Source organism: Micromonospora sp. NPDC057141, from assembly GCF_042670805.1.
Classification (GTDB): Bacteria; Actinomycetota; Actinomycetes; order Mycobacteriales; family Micromonosporaceae; genus Micromonospora.
Genome location: NZ_JBHUVA010000061.1, coordinates 26,366 through 41,934 on the forward strand (window position 1 = coordinate 26,366; position 15,569 = coordinate 41,934).

Here is a 15,569-nt window from a genome sequence, read left to right on the forward strand (position 1 = left end):
GTGGGTGTCGTGGCCGACTGGCTGGGTGCCGGTTGCCTGGTCGCCGGGGGACTGCTCAGCCTCGCCGCCGGGATCGGCGTGCTGCGCTTCCCGGACGTGCTCGACCGGATGCACGCGGCCACCAAGCCGCAGGTGCTCGGCATACTGCTGCTGCTCGCCGGGGTGGCGCTGCGGCTGCGTACCCCCGACGACGTCGGCATGATCGTGCTGGTGGCGGTCGTCCAACTGGCCACCGCGCCGGTGGCGGCCCAGATGGTGGGCCGTGCCGCATACCGCTCGGGCCGGGTCGACCGCTCCCTCCTCGACGCCGACGACCTCGCCGACGGGGGGTAAGGAAGGGCCCCTTGTTGACACGTGCGCACCGCCTTCCGTGCTCCTTCAGCGGACGTTCAGCCGACGCCGATAAAATGGGCAGCATGATCGACTCTTCTGCCCAGGAGGGCAGCAGTAGCCAGCCGGGTCGTGCCCGGCATCTTCCCGTTCCGACGACCCCGGGAGCCCTGAGCGACCCGTGTTGATCGTCGTCGGACTCGTCCTCATCATCCTTCTCACCGCCGCCACCGGCTACTTCGTGGCTCAGGAGTTCGGCTACGTCGCCGTGGACCGGGGCCGGCTCCGGCAGCTCGCCGACGACGGCGACCAGGCCGCCGCCCGGGCCCTGGAGGTCACCGGCCGGCTCTCGTTCATGCTCTCCGGAGCGCAGCTCGGCATCACCGTGACCGCGCTGCTGGTCGGTTACGTGGCCGAGCCGTACCTGGGCGCGGGGCTGGCCGAGCTGCTCGGCGTGGCCGGGGTCTCCACGACGGTCGCCCTGCCGCTGTCGGTCGCGCTGGCGCTGGTCATCGCGACCATCGTGCAGATGGTCCTCGGCGAGCTGGCCCCGAAGAACTTCGCCATCGCCCGCGCCGAGCCGCTGGCCCGGGCGCTGAGCCGGTCCACCCTGATCTACCTGAAGGTCGCCGGGCCCGTGATCACCCTGTTCGACAGGGCCGCCGTACGGCTGCTGCGTCGGTTCGGCATCGAGCCGATCGAGGAGCTGCCCAGCGGGGCCACCCCGGAGGACCTGGGGCAGATCATCGCCGAGTCCCGCGAGGAGGGGCACCTCGACGCCGAGATGTCCGACCTGCTCGATCGGGGGCTCGACTTCCGGGAGCTGACCGCCGGGGAAGCCATGGTGCCCCGGGTCGACGTGCACACCGTCCGGGCCTACGAGCCGCTGAGCCGGGTGGTGGAGCTGCTCGACACCGGGCATTCCCGTTTCCCCGTACGCGGTGCCGAGGGCGTCGACGACCTGGCCGGCGTCGTCGGCATCGCCGACGTGCTGTCGGTGCCCCCGGCCGAGCGCGCGACGACCCCGGTCAGCGCGGTGGCCGTACCCCCGTTGTTGGTGCCCGAGACGCTGCCGCTGCCGACGGTGCTGGACCGGCTCCGGTCCGGCTACCGGCAGCTCGCCTGCGTGGTCGACGAGTACGGCGGGTTCGCCGGCGTGATCACGCTGGAGGACCTGGCCGAGGAGCTGGTGGGCCCGATCCGCGACGAGGACGACCCGCCGGATCGGGCACCGGCCCGGCAGGACGACGGGTCCTGGGTGGTGCCGGCGCGCTGGCGGATCGACGAGGTCGCCGACAGCACCGGCATCGAGCTGCCCGAGGCACCCGAGTACGACACCGTGTCCGGGCTGGTCATGCGGGAGCTGGGCCGGGTGCCCGAGGTGGGTGACCGGCTGGAGATCGCGCTCCCCGTCGACGGCGACGCCGCGACCGGGGCGCGCGCCCTGGTCGAGGTGCTCGCGGTGGACCGGCACGTCGCCGACTCGGTCCGGCTCCGGCTCGCGGGCGGCACCGCCGACATCGCCGCGGGTCGCGCGTCAGGCGGTGCCGCGGGTCGCGCGCAGGGTGGTGCCGCGGGCCGGGGGCCGGGCGGTGCCCCGGGTCGCGCCCAGGGCGGGGAGGAAGCGGCATGAGTCCGGGTGTCGCCCTCGTCGTCTCCGTCGTGCTGCTGGCGTTGAACGGGTTCTTCGTGGCCGCCGAGTTCGCGCTGGTGGCCAGCAAGCGGTACCGGCTGGAGCAGGCCGTCGCGACCGGCGGCGGCCGGGGGGCCCGCGCGGCGCTGGACGGTGTGCGCGAGTTGTCCCTGATGCTGGCCGGCGCGCAGCTCGGCATCACGCTGTGCACCCTGGGGCTCGGCGCGCTGGCCGAGCCGGCGATCGAGCATCTGCTCAGCCCGCTGCTGCACGCCGTGGGCCTGCCGGCTGCGGCGAGCCACGTCGTGGCGCTGGTCTTCGCCCTGGGCCTGGTCACCTTCCTGCACCTGGTGGTCGGCGAGATGGCTCCGAAGTCGTGGGCGATCACCGACGCGGAGCGGTCGGCGACCCTGCTGGCGCTGCCGTTCCGGGCGTTCGCCCGGGTGGCCCGGCCGGTCCTGTCGGCGTTGAACGCGCTGGCCAACGCGATGCTGCGGCTGGTGCGGGTGCGCCCGCAGGACCAGCTCGCCCAGGTGCACGGCCCCGCCGAGCTGCGGATCCTGCTGGAGCAGTCCCGCGAGCACGGGCTGCTCGGCGCGGAGCAGCACCGGATGCTCACCAGCATGCTGGAGCTCCAGGGCACCACGGTCGCCCAGGTGATGGAGCCCTTCGACCGGATCGTCACGGTCGGCCGCGACGACCCGGCCGAGCGGGTCGAGGAGGTGTCCCGCGGCAGCGGCCGGTCCCGGCTGGCCGTGCTGGACGCCGGCGGCGAGGTGTGCGGCCTGGTGCACGTCCGGGAGGCCGTGCGGGTCACCACGACCGGCCGGGCGGCCACCGCCGGGGAGCTGATGAGCGACGCGTTCACGCTGCCGGCGTCCGCGTCGGTGACGGAGGCCGTGGCCGCGATGAAGGGCCGGCAGGTCCAGCTCGCCCTGGTCCGCAACGGCGGCGGCCCGACCCGCCCGATCGGGTTCGTGGCGCTGGAGGACCTGCTGGAGGAAATCATCGGCGAGTTCGACGACGAGACCGACCCGGTGCCCCGGGGCCGCCGGATGCGCTGACGTCCCGGCCCGGCGCGTCGGATGCGCTGACGCCCGCGCGGCCGGCCCGGCGCCACCGGGCCGGTCCCGGCGTCCGCGCCGGTCGGGCAGGACTGTCCGGCCGCCGGCTGGGAAAGCCGTGCCACCACCGAGGGGGTACGGAGGAAGCGCCGTGCGGCTGACCGGGGTGTCGCCGGAGTCCGGCTGGACCGGGCTGTCGGTGCGGACCACGCTGCCCAACCCGAGCACCCGTCCCGGGCTGCGGCTGCCCGGCCGGGTCACCCTGCGCGCCGGGCCGGACGACGTGCCGGTCCGGCAGCTCCGGCTCGGCCTGGTCAGCCAGGTCGAGCCGGACGACCCGGGCGCGCCCCGGCGGCTCGTCCAGTTTCACCGGGTGACGATCGCGGGCGGGTTCGTGGTGCCGGCCGGGCGGCGGCGGGCGGTCGACTTCGCCGTGCCGCTGCCCTGGGAGACCCCGGTGACGATCTTCGGCGGGGTGCCGCTGATGAGCCTACGGATGGGGCTGCGCACGGAGGCGTCCCTCGATGTGGACCTGGACCAGGGCGCGCTGGTGCCGATCTTCGTGCATCCCCTGCCTGCCCAGCAGCACGTCCTCGCCGCGCTGGACGCGCTCGGCTTCAGCATGCGCCAGGCCGGCCTGGTCGACGGCCGGCTGCCCGGGGTGGAGCAGGCGCTTCCGCTGCACCAGCGGCTCGGCTGGTGGGTGGCCCCGCTGTACGCCGGGCCGATCACCGAGTTGGAGGTGATCTTCGTGGCGAACGCGGCCGGCCTGGAGGTGCTCCTGTGGGCCGACCGCCGGCTCTCCCTCGCCGGTGTCACCCACCAGAGCATCAGCCGGTTCCGGGTCTGGCACGTCGACGCGGACCGGGTCGACTGGGTCACGGTGGTGAACGGCTGGCTGCGACACGCGATCAACCGGCACGCCGCAGCGGCGGCGCACGCCGACTGGTCTGCCGGGATCACCGAGTCGGCGCACGTCAGCCGCCCCCCGGACCAGCCGGTCCACCCCGGTTACGGCCTCGGCGGCACCGCCGGTGGCGCGGGCATCGGCGGGGGCGGTGGAGGCGGCGACGGCACCTGATGCCCGCCAGCTACACCGAGGCGGTGGCGAGCTTGACGCTGAAGCCGAGGAAGATCGCCGCGACCCCCGTGGTCGCCCCGGCGGCCAGCCGCCGCCGCTGCCGGAACTGCGCCGCCAGGAACGTGCCCGCGAAGATCAGCGCGGTCAGGTACAGCGCGCTGGTGACCTGGGCGATCAGCCCGAGCAGCAGGAACGACAGCGCCGGCCAGGCGTACCCGGGGTCGACGAACTGGATGAAGAACGAGACGAAGAACAGGATCGCCTTCGGGTTGAGCAGGCTGATCACCAGCGCCCGCCGGAACGGGCTGCGCAGCTCCGCCGGCTCGGCGGCGTCGATCAGGCGCGGCGTGGCGGGGTCGTTGCGGTCCCGCCAGCGCCGCCAGGCGCCGCGCAGCATGGTCAGCCCGACCCAACCGAGGTACGCCGCGCCCGCGTACTTCACCACCACGAACAGCGGCGGGTACGCCTTGAGCAGCGACGCCACCCCGGCGGCGGAGAGCGTCATCAGCGCCGCGTCGCCGAGGAAGACCCCGCCGGCGGCGCGGTAGCCGGCGCGTACCCCGCGCTTGGCGGCGGTGGAGAGCACGAAGAGGGAGTTGGGCCCGGGGAGCAGGATGATCGCCACGGTTCCCAGCACGTACGTCCAGATGTCGGTGATGCCCAGCACGCCCGCCATCATCGCGCCGGCACCGGCCCGGGGAGAAGCCGTTCCCGCAGCCTGACCTGTGCGTTCGGCCACTGCTCGTCGGTCATCGAGTACTGCACGGTGTCCCGCCAGGAGCCGTCGGGGCGGAGGCGGTGCCGGCGCAGCACCCCCTCGCGGGTGGCGCCGAGCCGCTCGATGGCCCGCTGGGAGCGTTCGTTGCGGATGTCGGTGTGCCAGACCACCCGCACCGCGCCCAGCTCCTCGAAGGCGCGGGTGAGCAGCAGCAGCTTCGCCTCGGTGTTGATGCCGGTACGCCACCAGGGCCGGCCCAGGTGGGTGTAGCCGATGGCGACCGCCCGGCGTTCGGGGTCGACCTCGTAGTACGACGTGGTGCCGACGACCGCCCCGGTAGCGGCGCACCGCTGCACCCACGGCACCCGATCGCCGCGGTGGTGGGCGTCGAGGGCGGCGCGGATCGTCTCGGCCGTGCCGGCCGGGTCGGCGGGCTGATGGCTGCCCAGGTGCTGCCACACCTGCGGGTCGGCGGTGGCGGCGTGCAGATCGTCGGCGTGCGCAAGGTCCAGTGGTTCGAGGACGACGTGCGCGCCCCGCAGCACGGCCGGCTCCAGCCAGGGCGAGCGGTCCGGCCGCAGGTACGCCGGCAGCGGCGCGGTCACCCCCGCGTCCGGGTCGGGCCGCCCGGCGGCCAGCCGCAGCGGCACCACCCCGGCCCAGTACGGCAGGTCGTGGTCGCCGGGTTCGTCGCGGACGCCGCCGGTGCGGGCGCGGACGGACACCTCCCGCAGGGGCAGCGCCAGCACGGCGGTCTCGGCGAGTTCGCGGCGGCTCGGCGGGCGGCTGTCGGCGCTGCGTCCGGCGGCGGCCTTCTCCACCAGGGCGGTCAGCGCGGCGGCCTTCTCGCCGTCGTCGGTGACCAGGTGCGCGGTGCCGTGCGCGACCACCGACCGGTAGTTGGCGCTGTGGTGGAACTGGGAGCGGCCGAAGATCAGCCCGTCGAGCAGGGTGACCGCCACGCAGACCGGCAGGCCGTCGCCCCGGGCGGCGAGCAGCGGCCGGCTGCCGGTGGAGCCGTGCAGGTAGAGCGTGTCGCCGACGCGGACGTGCAGGGTGGGCAGCACCCGGGGCTCGCCGTCGGCGGTGAACGCGAGCGCGCAGTGGTACGCCTCGTCGAGCACGGCGTGCGCGGCGGCCCGGTCGTAGCTCATCCGGTCGCGTCCACGGTTGGCGGTGGTCCGGGGGGTGGGTGGGTACATGCGAGGACCCGCTTTCGTACTAGTACAATCCTCGAATTGTGTCAGCACGTTATCAGGTCACCGGCGGGACGGCCGCCGAGATTTCGGCCAGCATCGAGTCGGGGGTCCGTGTCGGCGACCTGCCGGCCGGGGCTGCGCTGCCCCCGGTGCGGGCCCTCGCCGCCGAACTGGGCGTCAGCCCGGCCACGGTGGCCCGCGCCTACCAGGACCTGCGCCAGCGCGGCCTGCTCGCCACCGCCGGCCGGCACGGCACCCGGGTCCGCCCCCGCCCGCCGGTGGCCACCCGCCGGGCGCTGCGCCCGACCACCGCGCCCGGCGTCCGCGACCTGTCCCTCGGCGAGCCCGACACCCGGCTGCTCCCGCCGCTCGGCCCGCACCTGGCCGCCCTCGCCGCCGAGTTCGGCACCCCCATCGGGTACGCGTCGGCCGGCGTCCTGCCCGAGTTGGCCGACGCGGCCCGGGAACGGCTCGCCGCCGACGGGGTGCCCGCCGACGACGTCACGGTCACCGGCGGCGCGCTCGACGGCATCGAACGGCTGCTCGCCGCCCACCTGCGCCCCGGCGACGCGGTCGCCGTCGAGGACCCGGGCTGGGCCAACCTCCTCGACCTGGTCGCCGCGCTGGGGCTGCGCGCGATCGGGGTGCCGGTGGACGACGAGGGCCCGGTCGAGGCCGGGGTACGCGCCGCGCTGGCCGCCGGGGCCCGCGCCCTGGTGGTGACCAGCCGGGCGCAGAACCCGACCGGGGCGGCCGTCTCCGCCGACCGGGCCGCCGCGCTGCGCGCCCTCCTCGCCGGCCGCGAGGACCTGCTGCTGATCGAGGACGACCACGCCGCCGAACTGGCCCGCGTACCGCTGCACCCGCTCGCCGGGGCGACCGGAGCGTGGGCCTTCGTCCGGTCGGTGAGCAAGCCCTACGGTCCCGACCTACGGCTGGCCGTGCTGGCCGGCGACGAGGCCACCGTCGCCCGGGTCGCCGGCCGGGCCCGCGTCGGCGCCGGCTGGGTCTCCACCGTGCTGCAACGCCTCGTGCTCGCCCTCTGGCGCGACCCGGCCACGGCCGCCCTGGTCGACCGGGCCGGCACCGGCTACGAACGCCGCCGGGGCGACCTGCTCGCCGCGCTGGCCGCGCGCGGGCTGGCCGGGCACGGCCGCACCGGCATCAACGTCTGGCTCCCGGTGCCCGACGAGACCAGCGCCCTCACCGCCCTGCGCGACGCCGGCTGGGCGGTGGCCCCGGGCGCGCTGTTCCGGATCGCCGCAGCCCCCGGCCTGCGCCTCACGGTCAGCCAGCTGGACCCCGCCGACCTCCCGGCCCTGGCCGACGCGGCGGCCGCCGCCCTCCATCCCCACCCCCACCCCCACCCCCACTTCTCCGCCTGACGGCCCCCGCGTCCCCTCCCGACGTGTTGATCAAGAGGTTTGCGTCAGGATCCGGCCGAATCGTGACGCAAACCTCTTGATCAACCTCAGCGGCGGGGCGGCGGGGCGGGGTGCGGGGGCGGGGTGCGGCGCGGCGGGGTGGGCCGGGCGTGGGAGTGGTGGGGCGACGGCGGGTAGAAAGATCGGCATGACCGACAAGACCGACACCGCCCCCGGTGCGCAGCAGTTCATCCCGCCGCAGGCCGACACCATCGACGAGCTGCGCGCCGCCGCAGGCGGCTGCCAGGGCTGCGAGCTGTACCGGGACGCCACCCAGACGGTCTTCGGCCGCGGCGGCGCCGACGCCCGGGTGGTGCTGGTCGGCGAGCAGCCCGGCGACCTGGAGGACCAGAAGGGGCTGCCGTTCGTCGGCCCGGCCGGCCGGCTGCTGCGCCGCGCGGTCGACGACGCCGGGCTCGACCCGACCCAGCTGTACCTGACCAACACCGTGAAGCACTTCCGGTTCGAGCTGCGTGGCAGGCGGCGCATCCACCAGACCCCGGACCGGGTGCACGTCACCGCGTGCCGCCCCTGGCTGGTGGCCGAGTTCGCCCGGCTGCGTCCGGAGGTCGTCGTGGTGCTCGGCGCGACCGCAGCCAAGGCGCTGCTCGGCCCGTCGTTCCGGGTCACCCGGCAGCGCGGCGCGCTGATGCCCTGGCCCGCCTCGGCCGAGCGGCCGGCGGACTTCGCCCGGGTGCCGGTCGACTCGGCCGGCGGGGTCGCCGACGCCCCGGCGGCCCGGCTCCTGGCCACCATCCACCCGTCGGCGGTGCTGCGCGCCGACGACCAGGACACTGCGTACGCCGGGCTGGTCGCCGACCTGACGGTCGCCGCCGGCGCCCTCTCGGCCTGACCGCCTCCGATCTTGGACAGTTGTCGTTCCGGGACCGCAACCGTCCAAGATTCACCCGTGCCGGCCGGTGAGGTCGGGGGAGCCGGGGTGTCGCGCCGGGTCGGGCTGCGCAAGGATGGGTCAGCCCGCCGCCCCTTACCCGGGAACCGTGCCCATCACCGAGGAGTCCCGATGGCCACCGACCTCACCGCGCCGGCCACGAGCCGCGCCGACGTCGCCCCGATCCAGCGCCGCACGCTGCGGCTGCTCTTCGTGACCCAGATCATCGGCGGGATCGGGGTCACCATCGGCATCTCGGTCGGCGCGCTGCTCGCCGCCCGGATCGCCGGCACGGCGGTCGCCGGCCTGGCACAGAGCGCCGGGGTGGTGGGCGCCGCGTTGCTCGCCGTCCCGGTCACCCGGATCATGACGGGGTACGGCCGCCGGCCGGGACTGGTCACCGCGTACCTGGTCGGGGCGGCCGGGGGCGTGCTGGTGGTGCTCGCCGCGGCGACCCGCCAGGTGCCGCTGCTCTTCCTCGGCATGCTGCTCTTCGGCGGGGGCTCGGCGGCCAACCTCCAGGCCCGCTACACGGCCGTGGACCTCGCCGAGCCGGCCCGCCGTGGCCGCCAGCTCTCCCTGGTCGTCTGGGCCACCACGATCGGGGCGGTGGCCGCGCCGAACTTCGCCGCACTGGCCGACCGCACCACCCGGGGGTGGGGGCTGCCGTCGCTGGCCGGCCCGTTCGCGTTCAGCGCGGTGGCGTTCACCCTCACCGCCGGCGTACTGCTGGTGCTGTTGCGGCCCGACCCGCTGCTGACCGCGCGCCGGCTGGCGGCGGCCGAGGCCCCCGAAGCCCCTGGGCCGGCCGCCGGCCCGGCGGCGACCGGGCGGCGCGGCGCGGGCATGCGGGCCGCCTGGCGGGTGGTCCGCGAGCGGCCGGCGGCCCGGCTGGGCATCGCCGCCGTCGCGGTCGGCCACCTCGTGATGGTCGCGGTGATGTCGATGACCCCGGTACGCCTCGGCGAATACCACGACGACTCCGCCGTGCTCGGGGTGGTCGGGGTGGTGCTCAGCCTGCACATCGCCGGCATGTACGCGCTCTCCCCGGTGGTCGGCTGGCTCACCGACCGGCTCGGCCGGCGGCCGGTGATCCTCGGCGGCCTGGCCGTGCTGCTGGTCGCCTGCGCGGTGGCGGGCGCCTCCGGGCACCACACGCCCGGCCTCTCGGTCGGCCTGGTCCTGCTCGGGCTGGGTTGGTCGGGGACCATGGTGGCCGGTTCCACCCTGCTGTCGGAGTCGGTGCCCGCCGACGTGCGGCCCAGCGTGCAGGGGCTCTCCGACCTGACGATGGGCCTGGCGGGGGCCGCCGCCGGGGCGCTGAGCGGGTTCGTCATGCAGGTCGCCGGGTATCCGACGCTGACCCTGCTGGCGGCGATCGCGACGGTGCCCCTGCTGGCGCTAGCGTTGCGTGCGGTGCCCGCGCGGGTGCCGGACGAGGAGGACTGACACGTGCGGCTGACCGACTTCTGGACCCGGCTGGAGGAGGCGTTCGGCCCGGGGTACGCGACCAGCATCGCCTCCGACCAGGTGCTGTCCCAGCTCGGCGGGCGGACCATCGAGCAGGCGCTCGGATCGGGTGAGCAGACCCACGTCGTGTGGCGGGCTGTGGTCGCCGCGTACCCTGACCGGGTGCCCGCGCAACTACGCTGAGCAGCCTTTTCTTTCCCCCCGCGTGTCGCTTGTCGAGTCGTACACCTGTTCGGCTATTGTCCACAGCGGGGTGCTCGTCCACAGCTCGCGGCCCGTCGGCTGGTTTTCTGTCGGACCCAGCGCCTAGCGTGTCCGCGTGACGCGAAGCTCAGGAAAGACGCCGGCGAAGGCAGGGGTGGCAACGATGGCAGCAGGTCCTGACCGGGAGAAGGCGCTCGACCTTGCTCTCGCTCAGATCGACAAGCAGTTCGGCAAGGGCTCGGTGATGCGCCTGGGGGAACGCCCTGTCGTGCAGACCTCGGTCATCCCGACCGGGTCCATCGCTCTCGACGTGGCGCTCGGCGTGGGGGGTCTGCCCCGGGGCCGGGTGGTCGAGATCTATGGTCCCGAATCCAGCGGTAAGACGACGGTGGCCCTGCACGCGGTGGCCAACGCCCAGCGGGCCGGCGGCATCGCCGCGTTCGTCGACGCCGAGCACGCGCTCGACCCGGACTACGCGAAGGCCCTCGGCGTCGACACCGACGCCCTGCTGGTCTCCCAGCCCGACACCGGCGAGCAGGCGCTGGAGATCGTGGACATGCTGGTCCGCTCCGGCGCGATCGACATCATCGTGATCGACTCGGTGGCGGCCCTGGTGCCGCGCGCCGAGATCGAGGGCGAGATGGGCGACAGCCACGTGGGCCTCCAGGCCCGGCTGATGAGCCAGGCGCTGCGGAAGATCACCGGGGTGCTCAACAACACCGGCACCACGGCGATCTTCATCAACCAGCTCCGCGAGAAGATCGGGGTCATGTTCGGATGCATGTCGTACTCGACCAGGGTCACCCTGGCCGACGGCACGCAGGAGAAGATCGGCAAGATCGTCAACCAGCGGATGGACGTCGAGGTTCTCTCCTACGATCCGGAGACCGACCGGGTGGAGCCGAAGCGGATCACCAACTGGTTCAACAACGGCCCGGCGGAGGAGTTCCTCCAGTTCACCGTGGCGAAGTCGGGCGGTAACGGGCGAGCGCAGTTCGCGGCCACGGCCAACCACCTGATTCGTACGCCGGGCGGCTGGCGGGAAGCCGGCGAGCTGATCGCTGACGACCGCGTGATGCTGGCCGAGTCACGTCGCCTCAGCGAGCAGCAGTGGCAGGTCGTCCTGGGCTCGCTGATGGGTGATGGCAACCTTTCGCCGAACCGCCACGACCGCAACGGAGTCCGGTTCCGTCTCGGCCACGGTGCCGCACAGGCAGACTACCTGGACTGGAAGGTTTCCCTGCTCGGCAACATCACGCACTCCCGGCGTACCGACGCACGGGGTGCCGCGTTCGCCGACTTCACCCCCCTGCCGGAGCTCGACGAGCTGCGCCGGGCGGTCTACCTGGGCGACGGCAAGAAGCACCTCAGCTGGGATTACCTCAAGGCGTTGACCCCCCTCGCCCTCGCGGTTTGGTACATGGACGACGGCTGCTTCACCCTGCGATCCAAGGGCGTGCAGGAGCGCACGGCGGGTGGTTCCGGCCGGATCGAAATCTGTGTCGAGGCCATGGCGGAGGGCAGCCGGGTTCGGCTGGTCGAGCACCTGCGCGACGCGTATGGGCTGGACGTGAAGCTCGCCTCCCGTGGTGCCCGGGGCATCGCCTCGGTGATCTTCACAACTGAGGCGTCTGCCCGCTTCCAGGAGCTGGTCGCGCCCTTCGTGCCGGCGGCGATGGAGTCCAAGCTGCTGCCTCGGTTCCGTGGCCAGTGCGCCGTCGAGCCGCAGTTCGTCGCGGCGGAGCTGACGCCGGTGCCGGCTCGGATCATCGACGTGCACGTCAAGCCTAAGGGCCGGTCGATGAACCGGTTCGACATCGAGGTCGAAGGCAACCACAACTACTTCGTCGACGGCGTGATGGTGCACAACAGCCCCGAGACCACCACCGGTGGCCGGGCGCTGAAGTTCTACGCCTCGGTCCGGCTCGACGTGCGCCGCATCGAGAGCCTGAAGGACGGCACCGACGTGGTCGGCAACCGCACCCGGGTCAAGGTCGTGAAGAACAAGGTGGCCGCGCCGTTCAAGCAGGCCGAGTTCGACATCATGTACGGCAAGGGCATCTCCCGCGAGGGCTCGCTCATCGACGTGGGCGTGGAGCAGGCGATCATCCGCAAGGCCGGCGCCTGGTACACGTACGACGGCGACCAGCTCGGCCAGGGCAAGGAGAAGGCCCGCGAGTTCCTCCGCGAGAACCCGGACGTGGCGGCCGAGATCGAGAAGAAGATCCTGGAGAAGCTTGGCGTCGGGGTCGGCGCGGGCGACGCCGCCGGTGGCCCCGAGCTGCCGCCGGTCGACTTCTGACCGGCCGCTGACCAGTGGCAGGACGACGCGCCCGGACGGGGCGGGGCTGGGATGCCAGCCCGCCCCGCGCGGGTGACGCCGACACCCCGCCCCGTCCCCGGCGCGGCCGGCGGGGCCCGTCCGACGGGGCGAGCCCCCCGGAAACGGGCGCGGACGCCCCGCACGGCACCGAGGCTCCGCCCCGTGACGAGGCGGAGCTGGCCCGGGAGATCTGCCTGCGGCAGCTCGCCGTGCGTCCGCGTACCCGGGCCGAGCTGGCCGCCGCGCTGGCCAGGCGGGGGATCTCCGAGGAGGTCTCCGCCGGGGTGCTCGACCGTTACGACGAGGTCGGCATCATCGACGATGCCGCGTTCGCCCGCGCCTGGGTGTCCAGCCGGCACGCCGGCCGGGGGCTCGCCCGCCGGGCCCTCGCCACCGAGCTGCGCCGGCGCGGCGTGGACGGCGAGGTGGCCAGCGAGGCCCTCGGCGAGCTGGACGAGGAGACCGAGGCCGAGACGGCCCGGGCGCTGGTCGAGCGGAAGCTGCGTACGGCCCGGGGGGAGCCGGACGCCGTCTTCCGCCGCCTCGTCGGCATGCTCGCCCGCAAGGGCTACCCGCCGGGGGTGGCGATCCGGGCGGTGAAGGACGCGCTCGCCGCGCAGAGCGCCGAGGCGGCCGAGTTCGCCGACGGCATCGACGCGGACGCGCTCGCCGACGCGGAGGGCGGGCTCGACCGGGACACCCGCCCGTCCGACTGAGCGGGCACGCCGAGGCGGCCAGGCCGACAGGCGAGTCGCCGCTCGGCCCGGCTGGCTGAGCAACCCGAGGCGGCCTGGCTGGGCAGCGCCGACGGTTCCCGCAGTGTGGACCGGATCCGGTCTCCTTTGTCCGGCCGTGTCCGGCGTGACATCAGCGGTGGGTGACCCGTCGACTTCTCTCCGTTCGGGGGGTTTGATCATGAGTCCTTGACCAGACGGCACCCGGAGACCTAGCCTCGCCATACAGGCTCACATTGCCCGACCAAGCGCAAGCAAAGCGCACAACATAGAACGCGTAACAGAACAGCATCACTTTGGCCGGCCCGCCGGCTGCGGTGCCAGCTCCGGACAGGCCGGTCCGGGGCCGGCGCGACAACTGCACCCGGCCGTCGGCGATGCCCCGTGGGCACCGCCGGCGGAAAGCTACCCACGGCCAGTCGCTCAGGTCGGGCGTCTCAGAGCCGCAGCGCACGTGCCCATCCGGCACGCTCACTGCGGCGCCGACGTTCAGGGGAGGCGGCCATGGCGGGGCGGCAGAGGTTCACCGGTGGTCCCGGCAGGACGGCGGTCGGCGACGACACACGTCGCGGTGCGTGGGCGGCGATCGGCAACGGCGCATGCTGCGGTACGCGGGCGGTGGCCGACAGCAGCGCCCGGGCGGTGGCCGGCGACGGCGCACAGTCGGCGGAGTCCCGGTCCGGCGCGCGGACCCGGCCGTGAACGCCTTCGATGCCGTCCTCCTCGGGGTGGTGCTGCTCCTCGTCCTGGTCGTGGTCGGCGCGGTGCTGGTGGGGGTGCGGACGATGCGCCGGCTCAGCTCGGCGCCCCGCCCGGAGGACCCGGCCTTCATCGCCGAGAAGGACCGCCAGGAGCAGTCGCTGGCCGCCCTGCGCACCGCCGCCGACGAGGTGAACAGCACCATCGACGTGGCCAAGTCCGCCGCGTCGGCGGCGCGCGCCGAGGCCGCCGCCGCGAAGGCCGAGGCGAAGGCGGCCCGGGCCGAGGCCCACCGGGTGCTCGACGACGCCCGCGCGGAGGCGGACACCGTCCTGGAACGGGCGCACAATCAGGCCGAGGCCGACGCCGAGCAGCTGCGCACGGCGGCCCGGCGCAGCGGGGAACGCGAGGTGGCGGTGCTCGCCGCGACCACCCGGGAGCAGGCCGCCGAGGTGGAGCGGCGGGCCGCCCGGATGGACGAACGGGAGCGGCTGCACACCGAGGAGGTGGAGCGGCTGGCCGACCGGGAACGGCAGCTCACCGCCGCCAGCGCCGCCCTGTCCGCCCGCGAGACCGTGCTGGCCGAGCGCGAGCAGGCGGTCGCCGAGGCGGAGGCGCAGCGCCGCCGGGAGCTGGAGCGCGTCGCCGGGCTCACCGCCGACGCCGCCCGCGCCGAGCTGATCGAGGTGATCGAGACCCAGGCGAAGCGGGAGGCCGCCCTGCTGGTGCGGGACATCGAGTCCGACGCCCGCAACACCGCCGAACAGCGCGCCCGGCACATCGTGGTGGACGCCATCCAGCGGGTGGCCAGCGAGCAGACCGCGGAGAGCGTGGTCAGTGTCCTGCACCTGCCCGGGGACGAGATGAAGGGGCGGATCATCGGCCGGGAGGGGCGCAACATCCGTGCCTTCGAGTCGGTCACCGGGGTCAACCTGATCATCGACGACACCCCCGAGGCCGTGCTGCTCTCCTGCTTCGACCCGGTGCGCCGCGAGGTCGGCCGGCTGACGCTGGAGAAGCTGGTGCTCGACGGCCGGATCCACCCGCACCGGATCGAGGAGGTCCACGACCTGGCCCGGCAGGAGGTGGAGCAGCTCTGCCGCCGGGCCGCCGAGGACGCCCTCGTAGAGGTGGGCATCACCGAGATCCACGACGAGCTGGTCGGTGTGCTCGGGCGGCTGCGCTACCGCACCTCTTACGGGCAGAACGTGCTCAAGCACCTGGTGGAGACCGCGCACATCGCCGGGATCATGGCCGCCGAGCTGCGGCTGGACGTGCCGACCATCAAGCGGTCGGCGTTCCTGCACGACATCGGCAAGGCGCTCACCCACGAGGTGGAGGGCAGCCACGCCATCATCGGCGCCGACCTGGCCCGCAAGTACGGCGAGAGCGAGGACGTCGTCCACGCGATCGAGGCGCACCACAACGAGGTGCCCCCGCAGACCATCGAGGCCGTGCTCACCCAGGCGTCCGACGCCTGCTCCGGCGGGCGGCCGGGGGCGCGGCGGGAGAGCCTTGAGGCGTACGTCAAGCGGCTGGAGCGGATCGAGGAGATCGCGGCCGGGAAGCTCGGCGTGGAGAAGGTCTTCGCCATGCAGGCGGGCCGGGAGATCCGGGTGATGGTCAAGCCCGACGACGTCGACGACATCGGCGCGGCGGTGCTGGCCCGGGACGTGGCCAAGCAGATCGAGGAGGAGCTGACCTACCCGGGGCAGATCCGGGTGACCGTGGTCCGCGAGTCCCGGGTCACCGAGATCGCCCGCTGAGCGGAAGGGCCGACCCGAATCCGGGTCGGCCC

At 74.3% G+C, this 15,569-nt stretch carries 12 protein-coding genes and 4 pseudogenes; 14 read left to right on the plus strand and 2 right to left on the minus strand.

Annotated features, from left to right (window positions below):
- The 4 genes and pseudogenes from mnhG (at position 1) to ACFT41_RS24375 (ending at position 4,108) form a co-directional block, all read left to right on the plus strand.
- Complete coding sequence (mnhG, locus tag ACFT41_RS24360) at positions 1-333, plus strand: monovalent cation/H(+) antiporter subunit G (RefSeq protein ID WP_377587415.1); 333 nt, start codon at positions 1-3, stop codon at positions 331-333.
- Between the two features lie 178 nt (positions 334-511).
- Positions 512-1,834: pseudogene (locus ACFT41_RS24365) on the plus strand (hemolysin family protein); the annotation flags it as partial.
- A gap of 125 nt (positions 1,835-1,959) precedes the next feature.
- A complete protein-coding gene (locus ACFT41_RS24370) occupies positions 1,960-3,027 on the plus strand; it encodes a hemolysin family protein (protein ID WP_377587405.1) in 1,068 nt (355 codons plus the stop codon).
- 151 nt (positions 3,028-3,178) lie between these two features.
- Positions 3,179-4,108, plus strand: a complete 930-nt coding sequence (locus ACFT41_RS24375) for a sporulation protein (protein ID WP_377587406.1) — start codon at positions 3,179-3,181, stop codon at positions 4,106-4,108.
- Positions 4,109-4,118: 10 nt separating this feature from the next.
- On the opposite strand, the gene leuE is transcribed toward ACFT41_RS24375, so the two are convergent.
- Complete coding sequence (gene leuE / locus ACFT41_RS24380; protein WP_377587407.1) at positions 4,119-4,787, minus strand: leucine efflux protein LeuE; 669 nt, start codon at positions 4,785-4,787, stop codon at positions 4,119-4,121.
- Positions 4,784-6,028 (minus strand): bifunctional pyridoxamine 5'-phosphate oxidase family protein/GNAT family N-acetyltransferase, encoded by a 1,245-nt coding sequence (locus tag ACFT41_RS24385; RefSeq protein ID WP_377587408.1) that lies wholly within the window; start codon positions 6,026-6,028, stop codon positions 4,784-4,786. Before ACFT41_RS24385 ends, leuE begins: the two co-directional genes overlap by 4 nt.
- A gap of 38 nt (positions 6,029-6,066) precedes the next feature.
- Between ACFT41_RS24385 and ACFT41_RS24390 the strand changes: the two genes are divergently transcribed.
- From ACFT41_RS24390 to rny, 10 genes and pseudogenes are all read left to right on the plus strand, one after another.
- Entirely contained in the window at positions 6,067-7,410 is a 1,344-nt protein-coding gene (locus tag ACFT41_RS24390; RefSeq protein ID WP_377587409.1) for an aminotransferase class I/II-fold pyridoxal phosphate-dependent enzyme, read from the plus strand.
- Between the two features lie 187 nt (positions 7,411-7,597).
- Positions 7,598-8,302, plus strand: coding sequence for a UdgX family uracil-DNA binding protein (locus ACFT41_RS24395; RefSeq protein ID WP_377587410.1), 705 nt, complete (start codon positions 7,598-7,600; stop codon positions 8,300-8,302).
- A 171-nt stretch (positions 8,303-8,473) separates the two neighbouring features.
- Positions 8,474-9,803, plus strand: a pseudogene (locus tag ACFT41_RS24400) (MFS transporter).
- The gene (locus ACFT41_RS24405; RefSeq protein WP_377587411.1) at positions 9,794-9,994 is read left to right on the plus strand and encodes a DUF3046 domain-containing protein; all 201 of its coding nucleotides are present in this window, start codon (positions 9,794-9,796) and stop codon (positions 9,992-9,994) included. The pseudogene ACFT41_RS24400 and the gene ACFT41_RS24405 overlap by 10 nt, the downstream one beginning before the upstream one ends.
- 184 nt (positions 9,995-10,178) lie before the next feature.
- Positions 10,179-11,030 (plus strand): annotated as a pseudogene (recA, locus tag ACFT41_RS24410) (recombinase RecA); the annotation flags it as partial.
- A gap of 42 nt (positions 11,031-11,072) precedes the next feature.
- Positions 11,073-11,645, plus strand: a pseudogene (locus ACFT41_RS24415) (LAGLIDADG endonuclease); the annotation flags it as partial.
- A gap of 171 nt (positions 11,646-11,816) precedes the next feature.
- A complete protein-coding gene (locus ACFT41_RS24420; RefSeq protein ID WP_377587416.1) occupies positions 11,817-12,317 on the plus strand; it encodes a hypothetical protein in 501 nt (166 codons plus the stop codon).
- Between the two features lie 14 nt (positions 12,318-12,331).
- A complete protein-coding gene (locus ACFT41_RS24425; RefSeq protein WP_377587412.1) occupies positions 12,332-13,054 on the plus strand; it encodes a regulatory protein RecX in 723 nt (240 codons plus the stop codon).
- Positions 13,055-13,576: 522 nt separating this feature from the next.
- Positions 13,577-13,774: a hypothetical protein gene (locus tag ACFT41_RS24430; RefSeq protein ID WP_377587413.1), complete on the plus strand. Its 198-nt coding sequence runs from the start codon at positions 13,577-13,579 to the stop codon at positions 13,772-13,774.
- Complete coding sequence (gene rny, locus ACFT41_RS24435) at positions 13,771-15,537, plus strand: ribonuclease Y (protein ID WP_377587414.1); 1,767 nt, start codon at positions 13,771-13,773, stop codon at positions 15,535-15,537. The genes ACFT41_RS24430 and rny overlap by 4 nt, the downstream gene beginning before the upstream one ends.
- The last annotated feature ends 32 nt before the right edge of the window (positions 15,538-15,569 follow it).